Origin of the sequence: Paenibacillus sp. FSL R5-0341 (assembly GCF_037975235.1) — a bacterium.
GTDB classification, from domain to species: Bacteria; Bacillota; Bacilli; order Paenibacillales; family Paenibacillaceae; genus Paenibacillus; species Paenibacillus amylolyticus_A.
In genome coordinates this window covers 3,673,560-3,690,606 of sequence record NZ_CP150241.1, presented here as the reverse complement: position 1 = coordinate 3,690,606, position 17,047 = coordinate 3,673,560, and the positions used below count along the sequence as shown (strand labels likewise).

The window sequence follows — 17,047 nt, the reverse complement described above, 5'->3', positions numbered from 1 at the left end:
ATGATTAACAAGAAACGTATAGCCAAAACAGCAGTAGCATTATTGACAACAGCAATGCTTATTCAAGCCGTTCCGGCTCACGCAGATTCAGTTCATGTGGCCAAAGAAGGGGATACCTTCTACACCTTATCGAAACAGTATGGAGTAGCACTCAACACGTTGGTTAAAGCAAACAACGACATTTCGCCTTACAATATTTATGGTGGTTTGAAAATTACGATTCCCGGTAAGGCAAACAATGTAGCAGCTGCTGCGGCTACAGAGAGCAAGACTCAAGCGAAGACTGTTACTACAGCAAGCTTGGACGTTAACGCAGATAACAAAGTTGTTCAAGCCTGGGGAAAAACGTTCGATTACAGTAAAGCAGTGAACGTGAAAGCAACGGCATACTCTGCAGATCCGTCCGAAAATGGAGGATGGGGTGCTGTGGATTACTTCGGCAATGATCTTGAACTGGGTACGATCGCAGTTGATCCAAGTGTGATTCCACTTGGAACCAAAGTACTGGTAACCGGTCACAGCCATCCGGGATTGCCAAAACAGGCTTTTGTAGCTACAGCACGTGATGTGGGCGGTGCAATCAAGGGTCACCGGATTGATATCTTTATCCCTGGTAGCAAGCAGTCCGTAAGCACATTTGGTTTCCAGGATATCGAGCTCTATATTCTGAAGTAGAAAGTGAATTACATCTAACGAATTCAAACAGGGTGTCTGCCAGTCGCTACTTTGCGATTGAACAGGCACCCTTTTAACATCGTCATCATTTCCTACATGGACATCCTAATCCTTGGCTTTTGGCAACCCCAACATCTCGTCCAAGGTGACTAATTCATACCCCCGATTACGCAGTTCCTCAATAATTTCAGGTAAAGCCTCAATCGTGCCATTCAGGTTCGAACCCACACCGCCCCCTGCATGTTGCAGAACGATGGAACCGGGTTTTACGGCAGATAGGATGTTATCCTTCACCTCTTCCTTGGAGAGGCCTTTCCAGTCCAGTGAGTCAACGTTCCAGTTCACAATGCTATAGTGTTGTCTGGCAGCCCATTGCAGCTGTTCTTCATTAATATCTCCGTAAGGTGGTCGGATCATCTTGGGCGTATATCCTGCTAGGTGATGAATGATATCCCCAGTATGTAAAATTTGTTTGCGAAAGGCATTCATCGACAGCTTACTGAATTCCGGATGATTGTAGCTGTGATTGCCAACAATATGCCCTTCCTTAACGATACGTTTCACCAGATCCGGATGTTTCTCAGCACGACTACCAACGATAAAGAATGTAGCTCTGACTTTATATTTCTTCAATACATCTAATACCTGTGGAGTAAATCGTGGATCGGGCACGTCATCAAAAGTCAGGGCAACCTGCTTCGTTGAAGGACCATTCGTTTTGAACGTATCCGCATATTTTTGACGTAATTGTCCCAATGTCAGTTGTTCTTCTTCCGCGGAATCTGAAACTGATACTGATTCACTTGGCGGGCTTGAAGCATCCCCCGATGAAACTGGAGCATGATATCCTCCAAAAAAAATAACGATAACCATCAGCATAATGAGGCGTACGCGCATAATAACGGCCTCCTTTTCCGAAAATGATGTTCTCCTTGGTATGTCCGAGGTGTCCATAAAATATGCGTAGTGTGAGAATTTTCATTGCGGATTTATCTTGTGAAAGCCATAATTCCTCCATATATAACATATAGAGAAGGATAGGTGGATGGTTATGAGTACATATGATTTGAAATCGATACGTTTACAAGTGATTGAGGCAGGAGATGATAAGGTTTTTCTCGTTACCGGAGGAAAGGCGCATATTGGTGCTGTAGCCACGTTCTACGTGGATCATGAGCGCGTAAGCGGGACGACGGTACATATTCCGGGTCATAAGGAACAAGAGCTGTGTGAGCGGCTTGCCCGAAAGGCCGCCCTGCAGCTGAAAGTAACTGTTACGGTGATCATGGGTATCCATTTTGATTCCATTACACGGATGCAGATCGACGAAATCGTGCAGACTGCAGAGAGGCTAATGGAGGATCATCTGAACAAGGATAAAGGATCTTCCTAACATGAAGAACAATCGCAAGTTTTGATTTTATTTGCTAAAATTGAAACGAGTTGTAGCTTGTTACGTATGTATGTTTATATACGATGTATTATCGACTAGGAGGAATAACATAATGTCCATTTTCAAACGATTGCGTGATTTAACAATGTCTAACATCAACGCCATTATCGACAAGGCAGAAGACCCAATCAAGATGACGGACCAATATATCCGTGATATGCAAGAGGATCTGGAAGATGCGGAGAAAGCAGTAGCCGCACAGATCGCCATTGAGAAGAAATTCAAGCAGCTATTCGAAGAGCAGGAAGCTCTGGTGAAGAAACGTGAAGAGCAGGCGCATACGGCGGCTCGTGCTCAGAATTTGGATTTGGCTCGACGTGCTTTAGAAGAGAAAAAGGTTGCTGAAGAGAAGATGGCTGAGTACAAAACTAGCTATGATCAGAACAAGGCTTCTGCAGATAACCTGCGTGGCAAGCTCGACGAGATGCGTAAGCAGTTGACTCAAATGAAGAACAAACGTGAGACATTGGTAGCACGTTATAATGCAGCAAAAGCTCAAACGGAAATCAACAAAGCGTTGAATGGGTTTGGCTCTGATACGGCAAGTGCTGGCATGAAACGTATGGAAGAGAAAATGATGCAAATGGAAGCACAGGCAGAAGCAAGCAACGAAATGTCCTCCAAAGGCAAGTCTTTGGACGAAGAGTTCGAGAAGTTGGGTAAAGATCAGGCTGTTGAAGACGAACTCGCAGCATTGATGAAACAGTACGATAATAAGAACTAACACCTTGGTTGTCAGCAGGGTTAACCAGCGGAGGAGAAGAGCGTTTCTCCTTCGCTTTTAAATGCGGTTCATGTTGATATGTGGGGGCTGTGTAAATGGATTTGAACATTTTGGCGATGCTGGTCTGGACCGTATCTGGTTCGGTTTTGCTGTTTGTACTGATGTATGTTGATTCACTGTTCACGAAATATAAGGATTTTGCTGAAGTTAAGGCTGGCAATATGGCCGTTACTACACGTATGGTTATGAAATTATTTGCACAAGGGTATGTACTCGCTACGTCTATTTCTACGGCTGGTCATCTTGGAGAAGCATTGCTGGTCTCCGTGGTATCCTTTATCATTTTGTTGATTCTGGAGAGTGTCGTACACTTTATGATTCGCAAATGGGCTAACCTAGATCTGGATACCGGAATTCAGCAAGGAAAGACAGGATACGGCTTGTTCTCTGGCGCTTTACATATCGTGGGCGCACTGATTATTGCAGCTTGTTTATAAGATAAGGAACAGGAGTAATTCTCATGAGTGTATGGAAACGAATTAAAGGAATACTAACGAAACCTGAACCACTGCAGGCTGAGAAAACCATGCTTCAGCTTGCACCTGGTGATATCTGTGAGGTTTCTCTGGTCACTTATGAAGTCGTTGGTCGGGTACAAAATCGCGCTCGAAATGCCGTTGTGCTTACGCTGCAGGATGGTACCGCATTTCGCTATTTGCATATTGAAGAACGGGAAATCACCCGTTATGCCTTATATACACCAATTGATGGCAGACTAGATGCACCTGATGAGGTGCCTACATTGCTGGATCTGGATGGACGCGCATATCATCTGGAGGAAGAATATGGTGGCATGGTGTCTACGGCAGGCAGAACGCCGTATGGCCAGGCTGGAGAACAATTGGTATGGCAGTATCAGTCGGATGATAATATGCTTCTTCGCGTAGAGTGGCAAGACAGAAGGTTTACACTGTATGAGGGTGAGTCCATTATTCCTGCGGATATCAAAGTGATTCGTTCGAGCTAGGAGAGGTTCCAATGAAAAAACGCTTGGCACATGGATTAAAATTAATGCTGGTCCTCAGCCTTGTGATGTCTCTGTTGTCCGCGTGCGGAGCACCTTCTGTTCAGGACACATATCCGCTTGAATCGGTTAATGGCAGTGGTAACTCAACGTCCTATGTGTACCGGGCCTCGGACCGTACGGTTCCGGAAGTGGCTCAGGAATTGTCTGACCAAAGGCAACCGGATCAGATCTCGGCAGAGAACACGGAGCGTATGTTCCTGGTGTATCAGGACGAGTATTATCATCTGCAACAAGATCCGAACAAGCCGGAGGATACCTTGGTTGAGGTGGACTCAAAGGAGTATGTTCGGCAGAACTACGATTCATCTTTTTTACAAGGTTACCTGACCGCTACATTAATAGGTAATCTGTTCGATTCTTTTGGTGGACGGGGCAATGGGAATTATCGGGGATACACCAATAAAGATACGTATAAACCGAGTGCAGGATCTTACCGTACACCAACAAGTAATGACAAGAAAGTTGCTCCACCCATTACTGTGGATCGAAAAGGTACAATCACGAGGCGCGGAAGCGATAAAGATTCAAGCGTGGGATCTGGCGGAGGATTATTCAATCGCAATAAGGATCAGAGCAAGGGAACCATTGATCGTAACAAAAGCAGTGGTGGTCTGGGCGGGTTGTTTGATTCACCAAAGAAATCCTACAAAAAACCGAAAACCAGAGTTGGCGGCGGTCGAATTATGAGGCGTAGATAATGATTTATTCATAAGCTTGGCTGCCCAACATATAATCCAATCCAAAAAGAACAGCGAAAAGGTATGACGGATTTATCTCTATCCGCTTTTACCTTGGAGCTGTTCTTTTTGCTTTACGACTTGCGAACATGATTGGATTTTCGTACGCGGGGAATTGTTGAAGCAGGCTGTTTGCGAATCCAGCGGATAAATGGCATCATTCGTTCGTCCTGTCTCAAAGACGGCAGGTCGGTAAGACCAAGAGTCACAATGTCCCGATTGGTATATAACGAATGGATCTGTTTATGACAGGGGATGCACAGGTCGGCTGTAGGCAGAAATGCTCCTCCCATTTCTTTGGGAGTCAGATGATGAATGGTTGTGTCCACAGATTCTCTTCCGCATAATTCACATCGTTCACTCATGATGATCGCCTCCCTTTGTCATTTGTATTATGGGCATATACGCTTGCTTTCATGTTGGATGTGAGCGATGTACTTGTCATCTTAAAGCATTCGGGCTACACTTTCTTAAACGATGTATGTCTTTAGGAGGTAAGAATACTTTTGAAACTAAACTCACATTCATATGATATGACAACTGCCAAGTTCCACCGTACAGCTGTACAGGTACCGGATGCCCAAGCCAAAGTAGCAGCACGAGTTACTTCAGGCTCTATAGAGAAAGTTAACCTTGAGTCTGCCCATGGACGTACACTTGCAGAGAATATTCAGGCACCTCATCCGTATCCGTTCTTCCGGAGATCGGGTATGGATGGATTCGCCATTATAAGTACAGATACCATAGATGCAACGAGTAATCATCAAATCTGGTTTCGGGTAATTGATGAAATTCCTTGCGGTTATACCTCGGACCACACCATTGTTTCAGGTACAACTGCTCGCATCATGACGGGTGCACAGGTTCCAGAAGGTGCGGATGCGGTGGTCATGATGGAGATGACTGAGAGCAAGGAAGAGAATGGAGAACAGTGGATTGCATTAAAACGACACATATTGCCGGGTGCTAACATCACGCCAATTGGACTGGAAGTTCAGGAGGGTCAGCAACTGCTTGAAGCAGGAACGATCATCAGGGCAGGAGAGCAGTCGGTGTTGGCGACTTTTGGCATTGCAGAAGTTCCCGTATTTCAACGTCCTAAGGTTGCGATATTCGCCACAGGCACGGAATTGCTTGATGTAGATGAGCCGCTGCAACCAGGTCGGATACGGAACAGCAACAGTTATATGCTGCGTTCACTGGTCGTTGAAGCGGGAGGAGAGCCGGTGATGTATGGTTCCATTGCAGACGATGTGAATACAGCAAGGGCCAAACTTGAAGAAGCCATTCAAGATAATGATATCGTGGTGACCACAGGCGGTGTATCCGTCGGAGATTATGATATTATGGGTGAACTTGTGTTGGAAGAACATGTAGAGATGTTGTTTAACAAAGTGACGATGCGACCAGGCAGTGTAACCACAGCTGCTGTGTACAAAGACAAATTGCTTTTTGCGCTTTCGGGTAACCCGGGTGCTTGTTTTGTGGGTTTTGGTCTATTTGTTCGTCCTACCATTCGTTCCATGCAAGCCGATGCTCATCCTTACTTGGAAGAATGGACCGCGATCTTGGAAGAAGAGTACACCAAAGTAAACAATTTTACACGATTCGTACGAGGACGCACGGAAATCCGCAACGGAATGGTTTACGCTATACCCGCTGCTGCCCGTGTAGATGAATCCAGCGTGATGATTACGATTAAAGACAGTGATTGTCTGATTGTTATTCCTCCTGAGAAAAAAGGCATTCCTGCGGGTGAGCAAGTGCGCATCCTCAAACTGCCCACAGGTCATGTGAGGTAGTTAATAGATGACTAAAATGAGTGAAAACAAACCACATATCATACAGATTGTTGGATACAAGAACACGGGCAAGACGACCATGACAGCCGCGCTAATCGGGCACTTTTCTTCTATGGGACTTAAAGTAGCAGCGATTAAGCATGATGGACACGATCATTTTGAGATGGATCAAGAAGGAACGGATTCGTATCGATTTGGGGAGGCAGGGGCCTCGGCGGTGGTTGTGATGTCAGAGAAACGCACTGCTATTATGGAGCGACAAGCAACCAGGTTGGAGGATATGTTAAGTCATCTGTCGGAGTATGATTGGATTGTTATTGAGGGATTTAAAGAGGCTTCTTACCCCAAATTCGTGATGGTTCGAGAAGAGAAGGATCTGAGCCTAATTGATCGCCTTGAAGGTGTAGTGGGTATGATCTCATGGTTATCTCCAGATCAAGTTATGGAGCCAAGGGTTGTAAACAGGGATATAACGTGGTACTCGGTTCATGAAACGGAGTTCATAGCCAAAGCTTTGTTACAGATGGTTGAGAGCAAGTAAAGGTCGATATAACGTAATATTTATTATGTTAACTAAAATCATTTCTGCTTATGTTCTTTATCCTTACATGATGTATAAGTAAAAAAAGCAGCAGACCTTTCTCGGATCGAAATCCTTGATGCGGCTTGCTGCTTTTATTATGTTAGGGGTGTTAAATCCCATCGTCAGTACGGCGTTCGATGGCTTCGGACATCGTTTTGTCGGTAAGGTGAGCATAGATCTCGGTCGTTTCCGTAGAAGCGTGTCCAAGCTGCTCTTTCGTTTTGTAGATATCATTTTGCAGATAATAATCGGTTGCAAATGAATGTCGTAATTTGTGCACGGTCAAGTAGGGTTTGCCAAAGCGCTTGGCGTATTTCATGATCATGGCCTGGATTGCTCTTTTGGTCATTCGGCTACCTTCGGAATCTCCGTTTCGCATGGCAATAAACAGACCTTTTTCCCGTTTGGGTGTACGGTAACGTGATTGCCGCAGGTTCATATAAGTTGCAAGTTCGTCCTTGGCCTGTTCCCTGAAATAAACGGGTGTTTTGTATGTCTCATCATTGTTACCTTTGCGATAAACATACAGGAGTTTGTTGTTCAGATCGAGGTCATCGACGTTCAGGTTCACGACCTCCGACACCCGTAAACCTGAATTGAGAATCAGGCTGGCAATGCAGGCGTCCCGTTCTTTGTTGAGTTCATGGGAATACAGCGCCTGTTTGTTCTTCTCCATATCGACCGCGTAACCTTCAAGGATATATCCGATAAATTCGAGAAGTTCCTCTTCCTCCAGAATTTTACCTTTGAGTTTGGCAGCGGTGTCCTTGGGTTTATGGGTACGCTTGATCTCGATTTTGGCCATAATGTTCCGCTTCAGCAAAGGGTAGAAATCTTCATCTTCCGCAATCTGGCTCAGGTAATGGAAAAGGGAGCGAAGGGAAGAGAGCTTGCGAGAGACGGTAATTCTCGAATTGGTTCCTTCTCGTTTGGTTGTGAGAAATAACCGATAGGCAGTAACTGAATCCATGCGAAGGACTTCCAGTTCAGTCAACGTAACTTCTTTATTAGAGCTTGCCTCGGATAGCCCTTCTGCTCGCATCCAACCGAAGAAAGCTTCGTAATCTCTTAAATATTCGAGCAGGGTAGAAGGGGACAGATCAGGCAGCTTGTAGTCCATGAATTGCTGAACGAACCAAGGCATGGAAGGTAGTTTGTCATCCAGCTTGCGTCGATCAATCTCTTTTTGCACGTTGGTCAAGTTCGACACCTCCATGTGAAAAACATATAAGATTAATATTCAATTTAATAGTATTCTATGCTCTAGTGTACCATAATTTACATGCTCACAGCTTGTTCACCAAAGTAGGCAGTAAGTAGGGGATGCTTCCTTGCCCTTCGGCGCGTAAACCTTTAAAGTAATCAGTATACGTAGAGCAGAGGAGGTGAACCGGATGAATATGCAAATAGAACTGGTTCCCCGGGAACGCAGTCAGGTGATTCGACATTTAATGCAATTTTATCTATATGATTTTACCAAATATCTGAATATTGATGTAGACAGCAATGGTATTTTTCCAGAATATCCGGGTCTGGAAGCATTCTGGACAGAAGAGGACCGCAAGTTTCCTTTTTTGATTACAAGTGACGGCGCACCTGCAGGGTTTGCTCTCATAGAGAAATTGGAGCCTGGAAGTAAGGATAATGACTACTACTTGACTGAATTTTTTGTGATGCAAAAATATCGGCGCAGTGGGGTGGGCACTCGGGCAGCCTATGAGCTGTTTAAACGTTTCCCAGGGAGATGGAAAGTGACTCAGGTTCGTAACAATGTCATTGCACAGGCATTCTGGCGTAAAATTATAGGGGAGTATACGGGAGGCCGCTTTCGAGAAAAGTTCCATCCGGAACTGGGTAATCCAAGCCAGTATTTTGTAACCTGATTCCAATCGGGGCTTCACTTACATATAAGCATTTGCATGATTGCGATATAAGTTGAACTACTCATTTACACGATAACGGAGAGGACAGAAAAAACCTGAAAAAGCGAAGCGTTCGCCTAATAGCTTTCTGAAAGAAAGCTGCATCGGAAGCATAAGCTATCCCCGGATTTTCCCCTTCGGAAAGGGGAATCAAAAAATCTGGGGATAACAGTGATTGGAAGGTTATTCTGTCATCGTAGTGTCAGTGTAAATAATCTTTAGTTCAACTTATAAATCTGATGAAGGAGTGAGTAACATGAACGTACCCACATTCCATCTCGATGGACAGACAGCACTGGTGACAGGTGCAGGGAGAGGGATCGGAAAAGCAATTGCGATTGGACTTGCCCAGTCAGGCAGTGACGTTGTATTTGTATCCCGAACGATGAAAGAAATTGAGGAGACAGCCGCCTACATCTATGAACAGACAGGGCGTAAAGCGTTAGCTCTAACTGCGGATGTGACATCAAAAGAACAAATGGAAGAGACGTTTCAAAAGGCGATCTCGGAGATGGGTAGTCTGGACATTCTGGTGAATAACGCAGGTATGAACATACGGACACCAGCACTTGAAGTAACGGACGAGCAGTGGGAGACCATCATGCAGACAAACTTAAAATCGGCTTTCTTCGCTTCGCAATTGGCGGGTCAGCATATGAAAGAACGTGGGACCGGGAAGATCATTAACATCTCATCGGTAGGCGGTCACACGGCTTTGCGGACAGGGGTTGTATATGGCGCGACCAAAGCTGCGTTAATTCATATGACCAAAGTGCTCGCACTGGAATGGGGCAAGTATGGAATCCGTGTCAATTCAGTAGGGCCATGGTATTTCCGAACACCTCTGACTGAAAAACTGCTGGATGATCCCCAGTATTTGCAGGAAATTGTAAGCCGTACACCGCTACAGCGAGTGGGAGAACTGGAGGAAGTGGTAGGGCCTGTCGTATTCCTGGCATCGGATGCAGCCGGATACATAACGGGTCAGACGTTATTGGTTGATGGTGGAATGTCCATCTATGGATTCTAGATGAGTTGAGTTGGTAAAAGTCTGGAAAAGTGGGTGGGACAACCAAATTACGGGTAATAACATTGGGGATTAATCTGTATTTCTATTTATCTGTACCCAATTCACTGAACTTGGAGGAAGATAATCATGGAACTGCGTAATTACGGAAACACGGGCATGAAGGTAAGCACACTTGGATTTGGCGGAGCGGAAATAGGCAAAAATGTATCTAAAACGGATGTAGCCACATTGCTCAACAGTGCGCTCGATGCAGGGTTAAACGTGATTGATACGGCTGAATGTTATGGTGACAGTGAAGAATTAATCGGTGAGGTGCTGTCACATCGGCGTGATGATTACTATTTGTTCACCAAATGTGGACATGCTGCCGGGATCGAAGGTCCGGATTGGGATGCCAAAGTACTGGAGCAGACGATTGACCGTAGTCTTAAGCGGTTGAAAACCGGCTATGTGGATGTCATTCATTTGCATAGCTGTTCTGAAGAAGTACTTCGGAAAGGGGCAGTTATCGAGGTTCTTCAACGTGCCAAGGAAGCAGGGAAAACCAGATTCATCGGATATAGTGGAGATACAACGGATGCGCTATATGCGATTCAGACCGGAGTATTTGACAGCCTAGAGACCTCATTAAATATCGCAGATCAGGAAGCAATTGAACTTACTCTGCCTGAGGCGAGAAAAAGAAACATGGGTGTCATCGCCAAAAGACCTATTGCTAATGCGGCCTGGACGTATGAAACACTTTCGGAAGAGGCTTATCCATTTATATACTGGAAACGCTTAAGCGAACTTAACTATGGTTTTCTGGGTGAAGATGCTCAGGCAGCAGTAGAAACAGCACTGCGTTTTACGCTAAGCACCGAAGGTGTAGACACAGCTATTGTAGGAACAGCCAAGCCCAATCGCTGGCAGCAAAATGCTGACCTTGTCGCTAAAGGGGCACTTCCGCAGAAACTATATGATGAGATTAGAGCACGATGGAACGAAATCGCGGGAGCGGACTGGACTGGCCGGACTTAAAATTTAAAAAAATATTAGCGAAGTCGCCATGATGGCGGCTTCTTTTTTTGGCCATCGTAATATATTTTCAACATATGAAAAATTCATAATAGTTATCGCAAATGAGGCTGTGAAAAATTTCTAGAGAAGAATATTCATACTTCAGTCTAGCCCGAAAAACCGATGAGAAGGGAGAAAAGAGGGAAATTCCAAAATAAATCCTTACTATTTTTTCCAAATAAAAATTTTCACAAAAAAGCTGTTAGAATGAGACGAAAAATGGAGAGGGCCAGCGTTCGATATGAACGAAATAACGACCTTAATTATACTATTTCAACATATGAAAAATTCACAATAGAAAAATCATTTTCTCACCTTAGTTACTACATCACATAAAGCTTCGATACCGCTCCCTCATGTTAAAAAGGAAAACCATTTTAAGTGATAGAAGTCAACAACTTTTTTACTGATTTTACATGGGACTCAATTCAACAACAGATTTATAACAGATTAAATATTATGTAAACTAATAATATAATTCTTTTGGCAATGCAGACATAAAACCTCCATGACCTGTAAACCGTAAGGGGATAAGGCAGAAGGAGGAGCTTCATGAAAAGTCAGCTACACGGTAAAAAGGAAGACGATAAACTAAGTTGGATCAGCCTATCCTTGTTTGGCGCGGGTTGCACGCTTGGGACGGGATTTTTCCTGGGAACCAGTCTCGCGATTCATTGGGCCGGTATATCTGTACTCGTATTGTTGGTGCTTGCTGCGGCGGGGACTTACTTTGTATTTGGTGCACTGGCGCAGATGACGGCAGATGATCCAAAAGAAGGTGCTTTTCGAACCTATGCTGGTGAAGCATTCGGACCTTGGGCTGGTTTCGGGAGTGGATGGATGTACTGGTTTTCCGAAATGCTCATCATGGGTAGCTCATTGACGGCACTGGGGCTTTTCTCTCAATTCTGGTTTCCCAAGTTTCCGCTGTGGGCATTTGTTGCGATCTATGCGGCTATTGGTCTGTTCATTGCAGCATTGGGAGCGAAGGGATTAACCAAAACGGAGAATATTCTTGCGGTAATCAAACTTGCTGCAACGGTTGCATTTATAGCTATAGCAGGAGCGGCTTGTCTGGGTTGGTTACCTGTAAAAGTGACACCAGAACAATTGAAGAATGAATGGTTTCCCCATGGAGGTAAAGGGGTATGGACCGGTTTCATCTATGCATTCTTTGCTTTTGCCGGGATCGAGGTTATGGGCTTGATGGCAGCAAACCTGAAAGAACCGAAAGATGCAGTGAAATCAGGTCGTGTAATGCTATTATCGGTGAGTACACTCTATGTCATTGCGATTGCGTTGATCCTGTTACTTGTGCCTTCAGCTCAGTTAACTCCAGATGAAAGTCCGCTTGTCAAAGCCATGTCAACCATTGGATTCACCGTAGTGGTCCACATTCTCAACGGAATTCTGATTATTGCTGGATTCTCAACGATGGTGGCTTCGCTATATGCCATTACGTCCATGTTGGTGAAACTCGCAGAAGATGGAGATGCACCGAAGCTGTTTACGAAGACCTGGGGGAAAAAGGACATGCCACTTCAGGCATTATGTTGCACAGCGGCCGGATTACTCCTGTCTACGTTGATGGCATTATGGATGCCCAAGAGTCTGTTTGAATATGTGACGACAGCAGGTAGTCTGGTATTGATGTATACATGGCTGCTTATCTGCATCACGTATATTAAAAAAATGAAGCCTGTGAAGTGGAATCGCATCAAAGTATGGACTGCCATGGTATTAATTGTGGCTGCTGTGGCTGGGACAGCAATGGAAAAAGCCAGCAGAACAGGTCTGCTGGCAAGTGTGGGACTTGTGGTGTTCCTTGGCATCATCACGTATATTGTTCACAAAGTACGTGGCTCCAAACCGCCGCAGTCTGCACCAGCCAAACCATAAGTAGCTTTCGTGGAGGTTACCCAGCGTACTAAGAGTACGTAATAAGTGTTGTAAGATTATTTCGTCAACTTGCCTAAAGCTTGCTTCATCCGCATGAATGGACACTTGGAAGGTGTCTGCTCATCATCAGGCAGGAAATATTGTTTCCACTCCAGATTATCCTGCTGACCGTACCACATCAGCGAAGGGTGAGCAGGAACAGCATCATAGGCAGCGAGACGCTTGCGGATCAAGGTTTTCATTTTGCGGCCAAGAGGGGTGTTGTCATTGATGGATTCGAATACCCACCGTGGTTGAAAAGCAAACATGAGATAAGGAAAATGTCGGCTAGCTCTGAGTTCATGTGCGGGAGTTGCGCAAAAACAAAAGTAAGGCTCTCCGCCAAAGCAAAACTCCCACGATGAATCATGAGGATCGGTTGAAATATGTTCCGGCCACGGCTCGGTATCGTGTGAACTTACCCGATTAAGCATTTGCCAGAATAAGGTCTGATATTGCTCTACCGTTGTATGATCTTTGAGATCATTTGGCGTCTCACAGATGACCACCATGGAAGCGTAATGACCTGTGTCTCTGGATACAGGACCATACTGTCTAAGCAGATCCGCCATATCTTCGGCAGCTTGTTCAGATCGGGGATCACACGTAAAGCCGAACCTCAAATGTCCTGACAGAAATCCCATTCGTCCAGGTACACATGGATACGTATTATCATCGTCGGCGATCATTTTACCAAATTGCGAATAAGCGTCCTGCTGCCAAGATGGAAGACGCTCAAACAAGGTGTTTATTTCGTCGGCACTATACAGCTCCGCCATTGATTCCCAACTCCATTCCACATGATACCGTTAAAGTATTAATGTGGAGGATGTTGGGTGACTGTCCAGCCTGATTTTGTTGTCAGAAAAATATGGAACGCACAGCTTCGTACCCGAAATACAAACCAAATCCGATCAGGCAGATTCCCGAAATGATGGAGATCCAGCGCAATACGTTCTCACTGCTATGTTTGTGGAATCGACTGGCCATGCCAGCCATAATAACATCCCACAACAAGATGCCAATGAATATGCCTGAACTGTATAGCAGCAAATGAGCGGTATCCGTATGTTTCACAGTCGTCGCGAGAATGGAGCCATAGATACCAAGCCAAAACAAAATATTCAGTGGATTGGACAGGGCCATCAAAAAGCCGGATATAAACGATTTTCGAACAGTCGCTTCCGCAGTAGATGTACCTTGAATCCCCTGTTTCAGCTTCGAGAGCGTTTCCACTCCCGTGTAAATGAGAATAAAACTGCCGAATGACCAGAGAAAAGAGCGCATAAACGGCGTGTCCAGAAAATGGGCAACCCCAAAATAAATCAACAGCATATACACCAAGTCTGCAAACATGGCGCCGAGTCCTAAAATCCAGGCGTGCATGAATCCGTGCCTGGCTCCGCGGTCAAGTTGAGCGGCGTTAATCGGACCGATTGGAGCAGATAATGAGATTCCCAGAATAATATAACTGAACAGTACAGACATAAACACGTTCACTCCTTAACGGGTTCGATGAATTGTACCAGTCGTCACAGAAAATGGGTACAAGTCATCGTATTCCCGCAAGGAGTGAATTAGAACAAACTACTTTATCATATCGTCTTATGACCTTGCTACTCTGTTAAAGATTCTACATCCAATTGAATTGGAGTGCAGTGGTAGCCGTTGCATGAACTTTCTTCACAAGGACAGGCGGAGAGACCAATCGTGAGGTCGATTAATGCTTCCATTTCGATATAATCACCTGCACGAGAGTCGGGAGCTACAACATCAATTTTGCCTTGATCGTCTACAACGGACTTCATAAACAGATTAAACGGATAGTGTTGATCCGGTGGTAAGATGCCGAAGGGTTCCAATGCCGTGTTCAGATTGTGATAACAACTAGCGTGATCCTTTTTATCATATAACACCTCATACATCTCGGGACGACAAGCAGAGTTGAAGAAATCATGTACCCCAACTGTGTCACGCACAATCTTGAGTAAGGGTTGATATTGATTGGAATATACAAACTGCCCAGGTTTGATTCGGTAAGTGCGCAATACATCCATTGTCACGCCCGGGTCCAAGCGATGGTTAGCATCTTGCGCATCATAAGCCACAAAATCAATGACCTGCTGTCCCTCCAGATCTGTTATACGTAATAAAGAACCCTTGTTTACTTTCAGGGCATATCCCGTTTTGGCAGGGATACGAAAGGACTGTTTATGAGGCTGTTTGATATTCATTCGTCACATTCCTCCGCTATTTTTGCTTTCAGTATGCGGAGCAGACGAAACTTTCATGCACTATTTTGGCAACACATCCTACTCAGGTGGGTAACGTTCAATGATAAAGGTAGATACACGTTGAACTTTTTATGCTGGAAACATTGGATTACCTTTCATCCCGATCCAAAGATCTGATTGTTCAAGCTGTGCAGCCAGATGTAATAACCAATCTTCGCGTCCCTTGGTTGCCATCACTTGAACGCCCATTGGCAAACCTTCAGGTGTCATATGCAGAGGTACACTTATCGCAGGCTGACCTGTCAGATTCGCGAGCTGGGTGAACGGAGTATACGTAAGACTTGGCTCAAACATCTCATAGATGAGTTGCTGCTGCTGGGTCTTGTCCAATTCACTAATCCGCATGAGATTACGAATCTGTTCGTCATGAGGGGTTAACTCTCCAATCTTAGGTGCAGAAAAAGCATTAACAGGAGTGACGTAGAAGTCATACCGCTCGAACAAAGTGGACATTTGCGCTGCAGCTACGTCCCATTCAGCCAGACTATGGACAAATTCGGCAGCGGACACCTTTTTGCCAGCTTCAGCCAGAACCCAGGATTCAATCTCCATATCATCGGAAGTCAGAACCCGCCCCATAGATCTTTCCATGGAAGAGATCATTGCGGCCATCTCACCGCTGTTCATCATGTAATAATTCTCCATCAACCGAACTCCGTTGACGGGACTCAGCTTTTCTTCAACATGATGACCTTGTTCTTCCAACCAGCGAACGAGCTTATATACCGATTCTTTGGCTTCTGCGCTGACAGGTGTGCCGACTGGCGAATCCGTTGTATACGCAATTCTCAATTTACGTTGATGTGGATAGCTCATATCCGCCAAGTAACTGCCTGGAAAGAGTGGAGCATGGAACGCTGCTTCAGGCTGAATGACTTGCAACGTATCAAGCAATGCAGCACTGTCCCGAACCGAGCGAGAGAGGGCAAAATCAATCGACGCACCTTGCCATTGGCGACCAACTCCTGGTCCTACAGGTGTGCGTCCGCGAGTTGGTTTCAAACCAAACAAGCCGCTAAAAGAAGCCGGGATACGGATCGAACCGCCTCCGTCACTGGCTCCGGCAAGAGGAACGATACCGGAAGCTACAGCTGCCGCGGCACCACCACTTGACCCGCCTGGGGAGTGATTGATATTCCATGGATTGCGAGTTGGACCATGAAGACGGGGCTCGGTAATATTTTTCAAACCAAATTCAGGCGTATTGGTATGTCCTATGATGATAAAACCTGCATCACGCAGTCGAGTGACAAAATTCGAATGACGTAATGCGCGATGCTCGCTGAACAAACGTGAGCCTGAAGTTAGAAATTCACCTTCCAAGGATTGAGAAATATCTTTCAGAAGCAGGGGCACACCGGCAAAAGGTTGTTCACCAGGGCGAACTAAGCCAGCTTCCTCCCGTGCACGGGTTTCATATGTACGAATGACCGCATTAAGCTGCGGGTTTACTTCTTCAAGGCGTGCAAACGCCGCTTCCAACAATTCAACTGGGGATACTTCCCGGGATCGGATCAGTTCAGCCAAACCTACGGCGTCGTAGGAGGTATATGAGAATGAAGACATTAATGATCGTTCCTCTCTGAATATAGTTCATCTATTATTCCATATGTCATCGTACCACCGGATTAGATAAAAGACAAAACATTGAAGGGACGTAGTCCGATGAAGTGGATATTCGGTATGAGAGGAGGGAAAAGAGCGGAAGGTTGGAGTTATTGATAATGGAAATAATAAAACCAT

The 17,047-nt window shown here is 45.2% G+C and carries 19 protein-coding genes; 12 read left to right on the top strand and 7 right to left on the bottom strand.

The features are described 5' to 3' along the window. Positions 1–675 carry a 3D domain-containing protein gene (locus MKX75_RS16440; protein ID WP_062834860.1) on the top strand — a complete coding sequence of 225 codons (675 nt, stop codon included), beginning with the start codon at positions 1–3 and terminating at the stop codon, positions 673–675. Between the two features lie 105 nt (positions 676–780). Here MKX75_RS16440 and MKX75_RS16435 read toward each other — a convergent pair whose 3' ends face one another. Then, the gene (locus MKX75_RS16435) at positions 781–1,572 is read right to left on the bottom strand and encodes a polysaccharide deacetylase family protein (RefSeq protein WP_339166034.1); all 792 of its coding nucleotides are present in this window, start codon (positions 1,570–1,572) and stop codon (positions 781–783) included. Between the two features lie 154 nt (positions 1,573–1,726). On the opposite strand from MKX75_RS16435, the gene MKX75_RS16430 reads away from it, so the two are divergent. The 5 genes from MKX75_RS16430 to MKX75_RS16410 all read left to right on the top strand — a co-directional run bounded on the left by MKX75_RS16430 (position 1,727) and on the right by MKX75_RS16410 (position 4,637). Continuing rightward, positions 1,727–2,068 carry a hypothetical protein gene (locus tag MKX75_RS16430; RefSeq protein ID WP_169481009.1) on the top strand — a complete coding sequence of 114 codons (342 nt, stop codon included), beginning with the start codon at positions 1,727–1,729 and terminating at the stop codon, positions 2,066–2,068. Between the two features lie 112 nt (positions 2,069–2,180). Then, positions 2,181–2,852 carry a PspA/IM30 family protein gene (locus MKX75_RS16425; RefSeq protein WP_076331579.1) on the top strand — a complete coding sequence of 224 codons (672 nt, stop codon included), beginning with the start codon at positions 2,181–2,183 and terminating at the stop codon, positions 2,850–2,852. 95 nt (positions 2,853–2,947) lie between these two features. Beyond that, a complete protein-coding gene (locus MKX75_RS16420) occupies positions 2,948–3,349 on the top strand; it encodes a DUF350 domain-containing protein (protein WP_062834857.1) in 402 nt (133 codons plus the stop codon). A gap of 23 nt (positions 3,350–3,372) precedes the next feature. Further along, positions 3,373–3,879, top strand: coding sequence for a DUF4178 domain-containing protein (locus MKX75_RS16415; protein ID WP_062834856.1), 507 nt, complete (start codon positions 3,373–3,375; stop codon positions 3,877–3,879). Positions 3,880–3,890: 11 nt separating this feature from the next. Continuing rightward, positions 3,891–4,637 carry a DUF4247 domain-containing protein gene (locus tag MKX75_RS16410; protein WP_076331580.1) on the top strand — a complete coding sequence of 249 codons (747 nt, stop codon included), beginning with the start codon at positions 3,891–3,893 and terminating at the stop codon, positions 4,635–4,637. A gap of 113 nt (positions 4,638–4,750) precedes the next feature. Here MKX75_RS16410 and MKX75_RS16405 read toward each other — a convergent pair whose 3' ends face one another. After that, a complete protein-coding gene (locus tag MKX75_RS16405; RefSeq protein WP_062834854.1) occupies positions 4,751–5,041 on the bottom strand; it encodes a restriction endonuclease in 291 nt (96 codons plus the stop codon). Positions 5,042–5,209: 168 nt separating this feature from the next. On the opposite strand from MKX75_RS16405, the gene glp reads away from it, so the two are divergent. Both glp and mobB read left to right on the top strand, forming a co-directional pair. Then, on the top strand, positions 5,210–6,478 hold the full coding sequence (glp, locus tag MKX75_RS16400; protein WP_062836076.1) for a gephyrin-like molybdotransferase Glp: 1,269 nt from the start codon (positions 5,210–5,212) through the stop codon (positions 6,476–6,478). A 7-nt stretch (positions 6,479–6,485) separates the two neighbouring features. After that, the gene (gene mobB / locus MKX75_RS16395; protein ID WP_339166029.1) at positions 6,486–7,019 is read left to right on the top strand and encodes a molybdopterin-guanine dinucleotide biosynthesis protein B; all 534 of its coding nucleotides are present in this window, start codon (positions 6,486–6,488) and stop codon (positions 7,017–7,019) included. 151 nt (positions 7,020–7,170) lie between these two features. Here mobB and xerS read toward each other — a convergent pair whose 3' ends face one another. Beyond that, complete coding sequence (xerS, locus tag MKX75_RS16390) at positions 7,171–8,277, bottom strand: tyrosine recombinase XerS (RefSeq protein ID WP_339166028.1); 1,107 nt, start codon at positions 8,275–8,277, stop codon at positions 7,171–7,173. A gap of 178 nt (positions 8,278–8,455) precedes the next feature. Between xerS and MKX75_RS16385 the strand changes: the two genes are divergently transcribed. The 4 genes from MKX75_RS16385 to MKX75_RS16370 all read left to right on the top strand — a co-directional run bounded on the left by MKX75_RS16385 (position 8,456) and on the right by MKX75_RS16370 (position 12,971). Further along, on the top strand, positions 8,456–8,944 hold the full coding sequence (locus MKX75_RS16385) for a GNAT family N-acetyltransferase (protein WP_076331584.1): 489 nt from the start codon (positions 8,456–8,458) through the stop codon (positions 8,942–8,944). A gap of 295 nt (positions 8,945–9,239) precedes the next feature. Continuing rightward, the gene (locus MKX75_RS16380) at positions 9,240–10,013 is read left to right on the top strand and encodes a glucose 1-dehydrogenase (protein ID WP_339166027.1); all 774 of its coding nucleotides are present in this window, start codon (positions 9,240–9,242) and stop codon (positions 10,011–10,013) included. A gap of 126 nt (positions 10,014–10,139) precedes the next feature. Beyond that, positions 10,140–11,033, top strand: coding sequence for an aldo/keto reductase (locus MKX75_RS16375; protein ID WP_339166026.1), 894 nt, complete (start codon positions 10,140–10,142; stop codon positions 11,031–11,033). Positions 11,034–11,624: 591 nt separating this feature from the next. Continuing rightward, on the top strand, positions 11,625–12,971 hold the full coding sequence (locus MKX75_RS16370) for an amino acid permease (RefSeq protein WP_062834848.1): 1,347 nt from the start codon (positions 11,625–11,627) through the stop codon (positions 12,969–12,971). Positions 12,972–13,027: 56 nt separating this feature from the next. On the opposite strand, the gene MKX75_RS16365 is transcribed toward MKX75_RS16370, so the two are convergent. The 4 genes from MKX75_RS16365 to MKX75_RS16350 form a co-directional block, all read right to left on the bottom strand. Beyond that, positions 13,028–13,789, bottom strand: a complete 762-nt coding sequence (locus MKX75_RS16365; RefSeq protein ID WP_062834847.1) for a YqcI/YcgG family protein — start codon at positions 13,787–13,789, stop codon at positions 13,028–13,030. 82 nt (positions 13,790–13,871) lie between these two features. After that, positions 13,872–14,498: a LysE family translocator gene (locus MKX75_RS16360; RefSeq protein ID WP_062834846.1), complete on the bottom strand. Its 627-nt coding sequence runs from the start codon at positions 14,496–14,498 to the stop codon at positions 13,872–13,874. A 128-nt stretch (positions 14,499–14,626) separates the two neighbouring features. Continuing rightward, on the bottom strand, positions 14,627–15,244 hold the full coding sequence (locus MKX75_RS16355; protein ID WP_339166024.1) for an urea carboxylase-associated family protein: 618 nt from the start codon (positions 15,242–15,244) through the stop codon (positions 14,627–14,629). A 129-nt stretch (positions 15,245–15,373) separates the two neighbouring features. After that, positions 15,374–16,870, bottom strand: a complete 1,497-nt coding sequence (locus MKX75_RS16350) for an amidase (protein ID WP_339166023.1) — start codon at positions 16,868–16,870, stop codon at positions 15,374–15,376. Between the last annotated feature and the right edge of the window lie 177 nt (positions 16,871–17,047).

Bases quoted from the DNA above. Each gene is read 5' to 3' on its own strand.
- MKX75_RS16440 (WP_062834860.1), top strand. From the start codon at position 1: ATGATTAACAAGAAACGTATAGCCAAAACAGCAGTAGCATTATTGACA.
- MKX75_RS16435 (WP_339166034.1), bottom strand. From the start codon at position 1,572: ATGCGCGTACGCCTCATTATGCTGATGGTTATCGTTATTTTTTTTGGA.
- MKX75_RS16430 (WP_169481009.1), top strand. From the start codon at position 1,727: ATGAGTACATATGATTTGAAATCGATACGTTTACAAGTGATTGAGGCA.
- MKX75_RS16425 (WP_076331579.1), top strand. From the start codon at position 2,181: ATGTCCATTTTCAAACGATTGCGTGATTTAACAATGTCTAACATCAAC.
- MKX75_RS16420 (WP_062834857.1), top strand. From the start codon at position 2,948: ATGGATTTGAACATTTTGGCGATGCTGGTCTGGACCGTATCTGGTTCG.
- MKX75_RS16415 (WP_062834856.1), top strand. From the start codon at position 3,373: ATGAGTGTATGGAAACGAATTAAAGGAATACTAACGAAACCTGAACCA.
- MKX75_RS16410 (WP_076331580.1), top strand. From the start codon at position 3,891: ATGAAAAAACGCTTGGCACATGGATTAAAATTAATGCTGGTCCTCAGC.
- MKX75_RS16405 (WP_062834854.1), bottom strand. From the start codon at position 5,041: ATGAGTGAACGATGTGAATTATGCGGAAGAGAATCTGTGGACACAACC.
- glp (WP_062836076.1), top strand. From the start codon at position 5,210: ATGACAACTGCCAAGTTCCACCGTACAGCTGTACAGGTACCGGATGCC.
- mobB (WP_339166029.1), top strand. From the start codon at position 6,486: ATGACTAAAATGAGTGAAAACAAACCACATATCATACAGATTGTTGGA.
- xerS (WP_339166028.1), bottom strand. From the start codon at position 8,277: ATGGAGGTGTCGAACTTGACCAACGTGCAAAAAGAGATTGATCGACGC.
- MKX75_RS16385 (WP_076331584.1), top strand. From the start codon at position 8,456: ATGAATATGCAAATAGAACTGGTTCCCCGGGAACGCAGTCAGGTGATT.
- MKX75_RS16380 (WP_339166027.1), top strand. From the start codon at position 9,240: ATGAACGTACCCACATTCCATCTCGATGGACAGACAGCACTGGTGACA.
- MKX75_RS16375 (WP_339166026.1), top strand. From the start codon at position 10,140: ATGGAACTGCGTAATTACGGAAACACGGGCATGAAGGTAAGCACACTT.
- MKX75_RS16370 (WP_062834848.1), top strand. From the start codon at position 11,625: ATGAAAAGTCAGCTACACGGTAAAAAGGAAGACGATAAACTAAGTTGG.
- MKX75_RS16365 (WP_062834847.1), bottom strand. From the start codon at position 13,789: ATGGCGGAGCTGTATAGTGCCGACGAAATAAACACCTTGTTTGAGCGT.
- MKX75_RS16360 (WP_062834846.1), bottom strand. From the start codon at position 14,498: ATGTCTGTACTGTTCAGTTATATTATTCTGGGAATCTCATTATCTGCT.
- MKX75_RS16355 (WP_339166024.1), bottom strand. From the start codon at position 15,244: ATGAATATCAAACAGCCTCATAAACAGTCCTTTCGTATCCCTGCCAAA.
- MKX75_RS16350 (WP_339166023.1), bottom strand. From the start codon at position 16,870: ATGTCTTCATTCTCATATACCTCCTACGACGCCGTAGGTTTGGCTGAA.